10 protein-coding genes are annotated in these 12,600 nt (G+C 55.3%); 4 read left to right on the forward strand and 6 right to left on the reverse strand.

What is annotated here, in order from left to right; translation table 11 throughout:
* The first annotated feature begins 2 nt into the window (after positions 1-2).
* The gene (locus TLL_RS03345) at positions 3-1,772 is read left to right on the forward strand and encodes an ABC transporter ATP-binding protein (protein WP_011056502.1); all 1,770 of its coding nucleotides are present in this window, start codon (positions 3-5) and stop codon (positions 1,770-1,772) included.
* 76 nt (positions 1,773-1,848) lie between these two features.
* Here TLL_RS03345 and TLL_RS12620 read toward each other — a convergent pair whose 3' ends face one another.
* Complete coding sequence (locus TLL_RS12620) at positions 1,849-1,986, reverse strand: hypothetical protein (protein WP_165442175.1); 138 nt, start codon at positions 1,984-1,986, stop codon at positions 1,849-1,851.
* Positions 1,987-2,140: 154 nt separating this feature from the next.
* Here TLL_RS12620 and TLL_RS03350 point away from each other — a divergent pair, with 154 nt between their 5' ends.
* Positions 2,141-2,893, forward strand: a complete 753-nt coding sequence (locus tag TLL_RS03350) for a pseudouridine synthase (RefSeq protein WP_011056503.1) — start codon at positions 2,141-2,143, stop codon at positions 2,891-2,893.
* On the opposite strand, the gene TLL_RS03355 is transcribed toward TLL_RS03350, so the two are convergent.
* The gene (locus tag TLL_RS03355) at positions 2,880-5,189 is read right to left on the reverse strand and encodes a heavy metal translocating P-type ATPase (protein WP_011056504.1); all 2,310 of its coding nucleotides are present in this window, start codon (positions 5,187-5,189) and stop codon (positions 2,880-2,882) included. The two genes, TLL_RS03350 and TLL_RS03355, sit on opposite strands and share 14 nt — an antisense overlap.
* A 227-nt stretch (positions 5,190-5,416) precedes the next feature.
* On the opposite strand from TLL_RS03355, the gene eno reads away from it, so the two are divergent.
* Together eno and rsmA are read left to right on the forward strand one after the other, a co-directional pair.
* Positions 5,417-6,697, forward strand: coding sequence for a phosphopyruvate hydratase (gene eno / locus TLL_RS03360; protein WP_011056505.1), 1,281 nt, complete (start codon positions 5,417-5,419; stop codon positions 6,695-6,697).
* A gap of 3 nt (positions 6,698-6,700) precedes the next feature.
* Positions 6,701-7,495, forward strand: a complete 795-nt coding sequence (gene rsmA, locus TLL_RS03365) for a 16S rRNA (adenine(1518)-N(6)/adenine(1519)-N(6))-dimethyltransferase RsmA (RefSeq protein ID WP_164921114.1) — start codon at positions 6,701-6,703, stop codon at positions 7,493-7,495.
* Here rsmA and TLL_RS03370 read toward each other — a convergent pair.
* The 4 genes from TLL_RS03370 to TLL_RS03385 form a co-directional block, all read right to left on the reverse strand.
* Positions 7,481-8,245: an E3 ubiquitin ligase family protein gene (locus TLL_RS03370; RefSeq protein ID WP_011056507.1), complete on the reverse strand. Its 765-nt coding sequence runs from the start codon at positions 8,243-8,245 to the stop codon at positions 7,481-7,483. The two genes, rsmA and TLL_RS03370, sit on opposite strands and share 15 nt — an antisense overlap.
* Before the next feature lie 185 nt (positions 8,246-8,430).
* A complete protein-coding gene (gene bioB / locus TLL_RS03375; protein WP_164920732.1) occupies positions 8,431-9,438 on the reverse strand; it encodes a biotin synthase BioB in 1,008 nt (335 codons plus the stop codon).
* 10 nt (positions 9,439-9,448) lie between these two features.
* Positions 9,449-11,914: a phenylalanine--tRNA ligase subunit beta gene (pheT, locus tag TLL_RS03380; protein WP_164920733.1), complete on the reverse strand. Its 2,466-nt coding sequence runs from the start codon at positions 11,912-11,914 to the stop codon at positions 9,449-9,451.
* Between the two features lie 40 nt (positions 11,915-11,954).
* Entirely contained in the window at positions 11,955-12,599 is a 645-nt protein-coding gene (locus TLL_RS03385; RefSeq protein ID WP_011056510.1) for a ribonuclease HII, read from the reverse strand.
* Position 12,600: the final 1 nt, after the last annotated feature.

The following is a 12,600-nucleotide window of genomic DNA, read 5'->3' on the forward strand; positions in this document are numbered from 1 at the left end:
ATATGCTGACTCTTCCTAAAGCTGGCCGCTCTGGCCGTTTTCGTCGCCTGCTGGCCTATCTGCGTCCTCACCAAACAAAAATCTGGGGGGGCATTGCAGCGCTTTTCATTGTCAATCTCCTAGGGACCTATTTGCCCCTGTTGATCGGCACCGCCGTTGATGAGTTGCAGACCAAGTTTGACTTTCAACGGGTGGTGTTCTACGCCCTGCTGCTGATTGGGCTAGCCTCCTTAATGTGGCTGATTCGCATGGCCTCGCGCCTGTGGATCTTTGGTGCCGGACGATTGGTGGAATTTGACCTCAAGCAACGGCTGTTTGAGCATCTCCTGCGTTTAGAACCCAGTTACTTTGCGGAAAATACCCCTGGGGATCTCATTAGCCGCGCCACCAGTGATGTGGATAACATTCGGCGGCTAGTGGGCTTTGCTCTTTTAAGTGCTGCCAACACCGTCTTTGCCTACGGTATGACACTGCCGGTGATGCTGGCAATTCATCCGGGGTTGAGTTTAGGAGCGATCGCCGTCTATCCAGCCGTTCTCTTTATTGTCCAAACTTTTAGCGATCGCCTGCGGGCAGAGCAGCTAGATGTGCAACAAAGCCTCTCAGAACTCAGCGATCTCATCCAAGAGGACATGAGTGGCATTGCCCTCATTAAAATCTATGGCCAAGAAGCCAACGAGCAGCGCCAATTTCAGCAGTTAAATCAAGACCTACTCCGCAATAACTTGGTACTGGCCAAAACCCGCAACATTCTCTTTCCGCTCTTGGGGGGGATGGTCAGCTTTAGTCTATTGATTTTACTGTGGTTTGGCAGCCGCATGATTGCTGCTCATACAATTCAAGTGGGGGATTTTATTGCCCTGTTGCTGTACATTGAGCGGCTAATTTTTCCGACGGCCCTTTTGGGCTTTACAATTACTACCTACCAACGGGGGGAGGTGAGCATTGACCGTATTGAAGCGATTTTGAGTGTCGAACCGCGCATCAAGGATGCCCCCGATGCCATTGCCCTCCCCCGCGATCGCGTTCAGGGACACCTGTGTTGTCAGGACTTGACCTTTACCTACCCAAATCGCAGCACTCCCGCTCTCAATCACCTCAGTTTTGAAATTCAAGCGGGGGAAATGGTGGCGATCGTTGGCCCCATTGGCTGTGGCAAATCCACGTTGGCCAGTGCCCTACCTCGTTTGCTGGAGATTGCTCCCAATCAAATTTTCCTTGATGGCATTGACATTACACGGTTGCGCCTTGCCGATCTGCGGGGAGCGATCGCCTACGTGCCCCAAGAAAGCTTTCTCTTTAGCACCACCATCAAAAACAACATTCGCTACGGCGAACCTGACGCCACAGAACTCAAGGTCATTGCTGCTGCCAGCCAAGCCCAAATTCACAAGGAAGTTCTCAACTTTCCCCAGCAGTACGAAACCCTTGTGGGGGAGCGGGGCATCACCCTCTCTGGGGGACAGCGACAACGAACCGCTTTGGCCCGTGCCCTGCTGGTAGAAGCGCCCATCCTGGTTTTAGATGACGCCCTTGCCAGTGTTGATAACCAAACTGCCAGCCAAATTTTGCAGGCACTACGGGAGCAACGGCGCACGCGTACAGTGCTGTTTATTTCCCATCAACTATCGGCAGCAGCAACCTGCGATCGCATTCTTGTCATGGATAAAGGGCGGATTGTTCAACAGGGAACCCACAATGAACTGGTGGCCACCGCGGGACTCTATCAATCCCTTTGGGAGCAGTATCAACTGGAAAGCTCCCTGGCATAGGGGAGCTACCGCCGCCATTGTCCCTCAAGTGAATCGGCAACTCCTACGGCTACCTGTGGGTAAGGGTGAAGGGGAACTACTGCCCTGGGGTTTGCGGACTGGGAGATTCCGTTGGGGTTTGGTTATTGGTCGTACCGCCGCCACAGGCAACCAGTGTTGTAGAAAAACCAACTAAAATGAGGCCCAAAGCAGCAAGCTTATAAAGAGACTTCATAGAACTCCTCACAACAGATAATAGATAACAGGTAAGGATTAAACAGTTCTTTTCTATCAAGTTTGCTGCGGGATTGGCAACTGCGGGTCAACCATCGAGCATAGAGATCTCCCTCAAAAGTACCACCGAAGCCTAGAGAGCAACTATACCCCCTATGACCACTGAGCGATTACAAAAAGTCCTTGCCCATTGGGGAGTGGCCTCACGACGCCATGCGGAAACCCTCATTCGCAGCGGTCAAGTCTTTGTCAATGGTCAGCGGGCAAAGTTGGGGGACAAAGTAGATCCGGCGCGCGATCGCATTGAATACAAGGGAGAGCGCCTGAACCCACCCCGCCCACCCCAACGGCTCTATCTACTCCTCCATAAACCCAAGGGGGTCCTCTGTACCTGTCACGATCCCCAAGGTCGAACTACAGTTCTGGACCTATTGCCCCCAATGTATCAGCGCGTGGGGGGCTTGCATCCTGTGGGTCGCTTAGATGCTGACTCCAGTGGTGCCCTACTGCTGACCAATGATGGGGCCTTCACCTACTATCTCAGTCATCCCCGCCATCACATCCCCAAAACCTACCGTGTTTGGGTGCAGGGACAGCCGCCCGAAAACGTGTTGCAAAGATGGCGACAGGGCATTCCCTTGGATGGTGTGATGACCTTACCGGCAACGGTGAAGCGCCTTCGCAGTGAGGGCGATCGCGCCCTCTTGGAAATCATTCTCCACGAAGGCCGCAACCGTCAGATTCGGCGTGTGGCCGATCAGCTTGGCTATCCTGTTTTGGCCTTGCAACGGATCGCGATCGGCCCAGTTCACCTGGGGCATCTTCGCCCCAGAGCCGTTCGTCCCCTGAGCCGCCATGAATTGGCCGCCCTGCAGCCAACTACGAAGACCCAGCCTAAGAGCCAGTGACTTTTGGTGGCCTATGCTGCACCGGGTGATCTGGGTGGGTCGCTTCCCATTCCGCAAGAAATTCCTTCGTATCTTTGACCGCAGGTAAGGGCAACGGACCACCGGGACCTGCCAAGGGGCGCAACCCATTCAACTCCGCTAAGATGGCTGTGCCATTGTTAATGACCACTGCCAAAATCGGGTCAAGGGCAAAGAACACCCCCGACAGCAGCGCACCAATATTGGGAATCGCAACGATCGCCGTATTTTGCCAGACGATCTCCATCGCCTGCTTGGCAATGCGAATGGCAAGGGTCAGCCCGCGCAAATCATCCTCCATGAGCACCACATCTGCAGTTTCACGGGCAATATCGGTCGCCCCAGCAAAGGAAATAGAGACATCCGCATAGGCAAGAGCTGCGGAGTCATTGATACCGTCGCCACAGAAGGCCACCACTTTACCGCTGTCATGGAGGGCACGCACCACCTCCACTTTCTTTTCTGGGAAGGCTTCGGCATAGATATTGTTGGGAGCAATTCCTAAGTCTTTGGCCACCGCACGGGCAACGCGGCCAATGTCACCGGTCAGCATGTGGGGAGTAATGCCTGCCCCCTTGAGTTCACGGATGACTTCGGGGCTTTCGTTGCGGATTGGGTCGCTGTAGAGAATCACGCCAATCAAATGGCCATCCCCAGCCACATAGACAATCGAAGCCTGCCCTGAATCAAGGTCAGGAAAGCGTCTATTCAGATCAATCAGGCAAATGTTTTCCTGCTCCATCATGCGGCGGCTGCCCACCCGCAGGTCTACACCCCGCACTTTTGTGGCCACCCCGAGGCCAACACGGTATTCCCAGTCTTCACAGTCAAAGAGGGGCTGATGGGTTTCGCGGGCATGGCGGACAATGGCCTCGGCTACGGGGTGGGTGAGTCCCTGCTCAGCACTGGCGGCCATACTGAGGATGTCATCGGCGCTGAAGCGAGGATCGATGGCTTTAATCGCCGTTACACCAGCATGACCTTGGGTAAGGGTGCCTGTTTTATCAAAAACAATCGTGTCAATTTGAGCCAGTTTTTCAATCGCCCGCCCACTGCGAATGAGAACGCCATGTTGGGCCGCATAGGTGAGGGCTGACAAAATCGTGGTCGGCACAGAGACCCGAATCCCCGTACCGAGGTCAAGGGTCAGTAGGGCGATCGCCCGGTTCAAATCCCCCGAAAGTAACCCCACGCCGGTGCCAATCGCCAAGGTCGGAACCACCATTTGGTTGGCGACAGCAGCAGCATAGTTTTCAATGCGTGTGTCATGCACTGGTGCCGACTGCATTAAGCCAACAATGACACCCGCCCGCGTATTGTTGCCCACCCGCTCCGCCAAGATCACCAATTGGCCATCCACCAGGAGCGTCGAAGCAAAAACCTCCATCCCCTCAGTCCGGGTTACGGGGACTGACTCACCCGTGAGTTTGCACTGATCAATCAGGCCTGTGCCCCGCAAAATGAGGCCATCAACGGGAATTTGATCCCCTGGATAGACGACAACGCGATCGCCCTCCACGAGATCCTTGACTTCCACCTCCACCTCAACGCCGTCCCTCTCCACAAAGGCGGTTTTGCCGAGACAGTCAAGCAAATCAAGGTTCGCCCGTTCCGATCTCCGTGCCGTGAGGTCACGGATCACTTCCCCCCCCTCGATCAGACCCAGCATAAAGGAGGGGGCAAAATAGTGCCCTTGCGTCGTGTGCAGGAAAATGGCCAACCCATCGAGGAAGTCAATCGTTAACTGTTTCTCCTCTTGAATCGCCTCCCAGGCTCGCTGAAACACTGGCATGGCTCCAGCAATGACCACCGCAGCAATCACATAGCCGGGAATGGGTACCCCCATCAGGGAGGCCACACTCAAACCCAAACCCAGAGCTGGTAAGCCCAGGCGTTCCCAATAGTTAATTGGGTGAGCTTCAACGGCAGGGGTGGCCTTTTCAGCACTCAGGGCAGGAAGGTCTGGATTGGCGGCTACTTGAATTGACTCAAAAATTTGCCCCTGAATCATTGCTAGGGCTTCACCAAAAAGCTTGGGGTTATATTCCACCACAAGGGAGCAAGCCGGGGGGTTAATGCGTGCCGCCGTCACTGCGGGTAAACTGCCAACAGCGTAGAGCAGCCGTGCCCCATACTCAGCATCAAAGCCCAACCGCGGAATACGAATCCGAAAGCGGCCCCTAATCCAATGCACAACCTGATAGTGAACAGTTTCTGTGGTGATAGGCCGCTCAGCTATTTCAGGCTGTGGGGAACGACTGCGGGCAATAGTAGTCATGATGGATTCCTACGAATGGTCGGGCAAATGAAGCTAACTAAAGGTCTAGGTAGTTATTAGTCCCGACTTTGTGGATAATCTACACCAAAGTTGACTCACAATTAAACCCGTCTTAGACAAAAGAGGCAATGCCCTACAGGACGCTTTATAGCCTAGGTTATCCTCAAACTATTTCAGTTTTATGGGGCATCTATCGTACAATCTAGCTGCATATTGAGGATAAGCAGATGATGGATACGGCGATCGCAACCATTCGTGCCCGCGAAATTCTCGACTCGCGGGGTCGCCCCACGGTAGAAGCAGAAGTTGAACTGGAGTGTGGCATTGTCGGACTGGCTCAGGTTCCTAGTGGTGCCTCAACAGGGAGTTTTGAGGCCCATGAATTGCGGGACGGTGATCCCAAGCGCTATGGTGGCAAAGGCGTCCTCAGCGCCGTTGAAAACATTGAAACCAGGATTCTCAGTGCCCTTGTCGATCTCAACGCCCTGGATCAAACGGTGATTGACCAGTGCCTCTTGGAACTGGATGGCAGTGAGAATAAATCCAACCTCGGTGCCAATGCCATTCTGGCGGTTTCCCTTGCCACGGCTAAAGCCGCCGCTGAATATCTTGGTCAACCCCTCTACCGCTACTTGGGGGGGCCTCTGGCCAATGTCCTACCCGTGCCCATGATGAATGTGATCAATGGCGGGGCCCACGCGGCCAACAACATTGATTTTCAGGAATTCATGATCATGCCCATTGGTGCCCCTAGTTTTCGGGAGGGTTTGCGCTGGGGGGCAGAGGTTTTTGCTGCTCTGAGTAAGGTGCTGGCTGATAAGGGTTTACTGACTGGTGTGGGGGATGAAGGGGGGTTTGCGCCCAACCTAGACTCCAACCAAGCAGCTTTGGATATTTTGCTGCAGGCGATTGAAACAGCGGGTTACAGACCCGGCACTGACGTGGCCCTAGCCCTCGATGTTGCCGCCAATGAGTTTTATGAAGACGGCAAATATGTGTTTGATAATACCAGCCGTACGGCCTCTGAGTTAATCCGCTACTACGACCAATTGGTAAGCACCTATCCCATTATTTCCATTGAGGATGGGCTGCAGGAGGAGGACTGGGACAACTGGGCACTCTTGACGGAAACCCTGGGGAGTCGCATTCAACTAGTGGGGGATGATCTGTTTGTCACCAATCCCAAGCGTTTGCAACGGGGAATTGACAATGGCGTGGCCAATGCCATCTTGATTAAGCTTAACCAGATTGGTTCGTTAACTGAAACTCTGCAAACCATTGATCTGGCAACCCGCAAGGGTTACCGCGCCGTGATTAGCCACCGCTCTGGGGAAACAGAAGATACTACGATTGCGGATTTAGCTGTAGCTACCCGTGCGGGTCAAATTAAAACGGGTTCCCTGTGTCGGAGTGAACGGGTGGCCAAGTACAATCGCCTGCTGCGCATTGAAGCAGAACTGGGGGATCAGGCGGTCTATGCCCCCAAGGTGGGCTTGGGGCCGCGCTAGGTGATTCGCGCCCGCAAACGGTTTGGCCAGCATTGGCTGCGCAGTGAAGCCATTTTAGCTCAGATCATTGCAGCTGCTGAACTGCACCCGGGCGATCGCGTCCTAGAAATTGGTCCTGGTCGGGGTGCCCTCACTCGACCCCTGTTAGTTAGCGGTGCTGAAGTGGTTGCCGTTGAACTGGATCGGGATCTCTGTGGCCAGTTGCGGCGGCAGTTTGACAGTGAGCGGTTCCAGTTGATTGAGGGGGATATTCTGCGGCTGGACTTAGCCCCCTTGGGGTGTAACAAAGTAGTGGCCAATATCCCCTACAACATCACGGGACCATTGCTGGGGCATTTGCTTGGCAGTATCGCCCGACCGCGTCGCCCGGCCTTTGAGCGGTTGATTCTACTCGTGCAAAAAGAAATAGGCGATCGCCTGATGGCCTCACCCGGCAGCAAGGCCTACGGTGCCCTCTCCGTACGGGTGCAATTTCTGGCCACCTGTGAGAAGGTGTGTGCCGTGCCCCCCCGTGCCTTTCAGCCGCCGCCTAAGGTGGATTCGGTGGTGGTTTGTCTGCGGCCCCACAGGACACTGCCAAGGGTAGGATCGCCCCAATGGCTAGAAACTCTACTAAAACAAGGGTTTGCCACTCGTCGCAAGATGCTGGCCAATGCCCTTAAGTCCCTCGTGGAGCCGGAGCAGGTGCGCCAAGCACTGCTTCAATTGGGGCGAGATGCCAATAGCCGTGCTGAAGCCCTCAGCCTAGAGGATTGGCTAGCCCTCAGTGAGGTCCTACGACAACTACAGCAGAATTAGCAGGATCCCCAAGCCGCTAAAGACGCCGGCAGCAATGATGGAGGCACGGGCATACTGCCTCACTTTTTTGGTGAGGTTTTCTTCTGATTCAAGGGAAATAAAGAATAGTTGCCCCTTCTGGTGAGGACGCCTAATGCGCAGCTTTCCCCGCTCATCACTGGCAGTGCCCACCACGAACACCTGCTGATTCACTGGCAAAATCCACTCTTCATAGCGATACCCAACTGTATCGCTGTGCTTGGGCAGACTGCTCAAGTCCATCTGAAACCGACCGAAGGCCAAGTGGGTAGTGTTGTTGTCCTCTTGAAATTCATTGAGAACCTGAACCGTCTCAATTTCTGCGCCGCGGGGATCGACGTAGATTTCCATATCACCATCGCGCAGGCGGAAGGGAATGGTCTGCGTATTACTACTGAGGATCTCGTGACGATATTTGGTTTCCGAGGAGCCATCCTCGTGACTCTCTGTTGTTTTGTATACGCGACTCACACACAGCCGATAGTGGACGCAGGGCAGTCGCTTTAACTCTGAAACCAAAGGCCGATCCGCCACAATTTGACCAGAGATCTTCACATATTCCTGCAGGTAGCCCCCACCAATTTCTTGAGCCACTCGCCGTTGCAGCTCATGTAATTGTGCTGGGGTTGAAGAGACGGCCAAGTTAAGGGCGCGTACCTTTAAGCGATAATCCCACCAACCACAAAGCACAAGGACTGCGATGACCAGCAAGATGCCACCGAGAACACCCATGGAAGCCTGCGCAAAGCCACCTGGGTTCAGTGTAGCATGGGGTCAATTGGAAGACGCAGTTGGATGACGGGCGCCTGAGGATGGGCAAATTGTAACGCTACCTTACAGCCGCGCCTGGGAATTGTCAGCAGTCCCTAGGACAACCAATTCTGGTGGGGTGAGTTGGGGGTGCAAGGAGTGGCGCTTCACGGGGCGATCGCCCGCCCTTCGGGGTCTTCAAGCACAAAGCCGGCATCGGCAATCATTTGCCAATCTTGGTGGGGAGCTTGCCCGGGGGTGGTCAGATAGTCGCCAATAAACATAGAGTTGGCGGCGTAGAGGCCAAGGGGTTGGAGCGATCGCAGGTGCACTTCGCGGCCACCGGCAATGCGGATCTCTTGGCGCGGCAAGAGGAAACGAAACAGCACGAGAATGCGTAAACAGTGGCGCGGATTGAGGGTGTGCTGTTCGCCAAGGGGCGTCCCCGGAATGGGAATCAAAAAGTTCACTGGTACACTGGTGACCTGACGCTGCCGCAGGAAGAGGGCAAGATCAATCACATCGTCATCGGATTCCCCCATGCCTAAGATGCCCCCAGAGCAGGTTGTAATTCCAGCGGCTTGGATATTGGCTAAGGTCTGGTCGCGATCCCTAAAGGTGTGGGTGGTACAAATTTCACTGTAGAAGTTTTCCGAGGTATTCAGGTTGTGATTGACGCGATCTACACCCGCTGCCGCCAGCCGTGCCGTTTGCTCAGGGGTGAGTAAGCCCAAGCAGGCACAAATTTTCAGGGGATAGCGTTCCTTGACCGCTCGAATAGCGGCGAGCACTTGCTCAAAGACCTTTTCACTGGGCGATCGCCCGGAAATCACCATGCAAAATGTACCGGCCTTGAGGTGGGCAGCGCGATCAGCAGCAGCAAGGATTTTTTCCTGGGAGAGGAGGGGATACTTTTCAATCTCAGCCGTCGAAATTTTGGACTGGGAGCAGTAGTGACAGTCTTCCGGACACAGACCACTTTGGGCATTCAGGAGATAGTGCAGCCGTACCCGATTGCCCCAGTAGTGGTAGCGGACCCGATAGGCTGCCGCCAGTTGATTCAGGAGTTCTGTATCGGGGGCTTGGAGCACCGCTCGCGCCTGATCGCGGCTGAGGCACTCATCGGCAAGGGCCAAATTGGCAAGGTGCTGCCAGTCGGTCGTCAAAGTACTCATGGGGTAGCTCTTAACTACGAAGGGTAACGGCGTATTTTTCCACAAGACTATCGCGGATGCGCTGATGGAGTTCATTCACCTCGGCTTCGGTGAGGGTGCGATCGCTGGCGCGGTACGTGAGGCGAAAGGCCAAACTGCGCTGCCCTGCGGGGACACCGCTGCCACTGTACTCATCAAAGAGTTCGACACTCTCTAGGAAAGAGTCACGCCCCCCCGCTGCTTTCCAAATGGTGCGACTGAGTTCCGCTACCGTGAGTGCCGTGGGTGCAAAGAAGGCAAGGTCGCGATCGCTGGCGGGATAGGTTGAAAAGGGCTGAAAGACGATCTGGCGATAGCGCTCCTCCAGGCGACTTAAGAGCACCTCCAGATCCAGTTCAAAGACATAGATTGCCGCGGGAATCTCGAGAGTGGCCGCATACTGGGGATGTAACTGGCCAAAGATACCGAGGCGCTCTCCCTGTAAACAGAGAACCGCTGTGCGCCCCGGATGTAACCGTTCATCGTGGCGATCGCTCTGATATTCCACATTTAAACCAAAGCGCTGAAAAACGCTCTCAAGAATCCCCTTGGCTTCGTACCATGTCAGGGGCTGAGGCTGTTGCGAGCGGCGCACCCATTTACCCTGCCATGGATCACCCCCGATGATGCCCCCCAGGCGATCGTTTTCCCAAAGACCCTCCTCATCTTGACCAAAGACACGGCCAATTTCAAAACCATTGAGGGGCGGATTCCCCTGTTCGTGGTTGTAGCGGAAGGCCTGCACGAGACCCGTAATGAGATCTGTCCGCAGTGAAGAAAACTCAGCGACTAGAGGATTCACAACCGTGACTTGATTCGGCTGCCCCCCCTTGACCCAGGAATAGTGCATTAATTCCGTCAGGCCTGCCCCACGAAAGGCTGCCCGTACCTCCCGCAGTAGGGTGAGTTCTAGGGGCAATGCCCCCACCTCCGTCTGGGCTGGCAAGGTTTCCTCAAAGCGATCGTAGCCGTAGAGTCGCGCAATCTCCTCAATGAGATCTACCTCCCGCTCAATATCACGGAAGCGGTAGGGGGGTACCGTTACCGACCACACCACTAACTCGTCCTCAAGGGTTTCTTGACGGCTGAGGTGAAAGCCAAGGCGGCTGAGTAGCTCTTCAACGGTCTCTGGGTCCAAATAGGCGGGTTCATCGCTGTCCTCTGCCTCAGACACCACGGCCCCTAAAAGCCGATGCACCTGTTCCAGCCGCAGGGTGAGGGTACGTTCGAGGGGCGGACGCTGATCCGCCAGCGTGGTATCGCTGACTGTTCCTTGGGCAATTTCTTTTAGGAGGGCGATCGCCTCAGCGGTGGCTGCCTCGAGTTCTGCTGGGTTAACCCCCCGTTCATAGCGCGCTGAAGCTTCCGTGCGCAATCCCTGGGCACGAGCCGATCGCCGGATCACTGGACTGGCAAAGAGGGCCGCCTCAAGAAAGACGTTCTGAGTCCCTGGGTGCACCTCGGTCTCTTCGCCCCCCATCACCCCTGCTAGGGCAACGGGCACATCGCCGGCGGTAATCAGCAGATTCTCCGAACTCAGGCGGCGCTCCTGACCATCCAAGGTTTTCAACGTTTCTCCCGCCTTGGCAAAGCGCACACCAACGCTAACCGGCGTTTGGGCAGCAACTTTTTGCAACCGATCCCAATCAAAGGCATGGAGGGGTTGCCCCCACTTCAGCAGGATGTAGTTAGTAATGTCCACCACGTTGTTAATGGCTCGCAAACCCGCAGCCTCTAACCGTTGCTGCAGCCACAGGGGTGAAGGGGCAATCTGGACATGGGTGATCAGTGTGCCACAGTAGGCAGGACAGGCCTGAGGGTCAGCGATCGCCAGTTGTACAGGCCCTTTAGCGCCGGACTTTTTGGGGGCGATCGCCCTTGGGGTTGGCAGCGTCAAGGGGGCACCGGTTAATGCCGCCACTTCACGGGCAATCCCCACCATACTCAGGGCATCGGCGCGGTTGGCGGTGGAGGTGAGGTGCAAAATCACATCATCCAAGCCCAACAGGGGACGTACATCTTCGCCTACGGTGACTGCATCAGTGAATGTATGAATGCCCTCAGACTCTTTGGTTAGCCCCAATTCAGCAAGGGAGCAGATCATGCCTTCGGACTTTACCCCCCGCAGTTTGGCTGGTCGAATTTTCAGATCAATCTTTGCCAGATAGGCCCCCGGTAGGGCCACGGGGACATACAAGCCGGCGGCGGCATTGGGTGCCCCACAGACAATGGTACGGGGTTCCCCTTGACCCACATCGACTTGGCAGACCCGTAATTTTTGGGCATTGGGATGGGGTTCACAGGCCAGAATATACCCCACCACAACCCCTTCAGCCCATGTGCGCCGATCTTCAATGTCTTCGACTTCAAACCCCGCCATCGTCAGGCGATCGGCCAACATCGTTACATCGAGATCAACGGCCACCAGTTCCCGTAGCCAGCGAAGGGAAACCCGCATGGAATCCTCAAAATAACGTCGTACTTTGCCATTCTTCAGCCTACTCTGCTGGGATGGCATTACACAAGTGTGCCTCGGAAGGAAGCAAGGATTTCAGGAACGATCGCCGATGCCAAGGGGTAAGGCCATACTGGTCAAGGGCTTGGCGGTGTTCGGGGGTGCCGTAGCCCACATTGCGTTCCCAGCCATACTGGGGATAACGACGAGCTAAGCGTGCCATGAAGCGATCGCGCCGTACTTTGGCAATAATCGAGGCACAGGCAATACTATAGCTGTGGCGATCGCCCCCGATAATGGCCGTTACCCTTTCAAAGGGCGCTGTTTTTGTTAGTTTGCCGTCAATCAGGGCATGGTCCCAGGGGGCAACCCGCCCTAGGGCACGGGCCATCGCTCGATAGGTGGCTTGCAGGATATTCACCTGATCAATTTCCGCCACACTGGCACTGCCAATGCCAATGGCGATCGCTTGGTGATAAATCTGCGCAAAGAGGCGCGATCGCTGGCGGGCAGTCAACTGCTTAGAATCCCGCACCTCTGGAAGGGGGACACAGTCCACAGGCAAAATCACGGCTGCCGCCACCACTGGCCCTGCCAAGCAACCCCGCCCCACTTCATCCACACCGACGACGCGAGAATAGCCCTGTTGCCAGTAGGCCTGCTCATAAATCAGGCTGAGGGGTTCCATA

The sequence above is a fragment of the Thermosynechococcus vestitus BP-1 genome (assembly GCF_000011345.1).
Classification (GTDB): domain Bacteria; phylum Cyanobacteriota; class Cyanobacteriia; order Thermosynechococcales; family Thermosynechococcaceae; genus Thermosynechococcus; species Thermosynechococcus vestitus.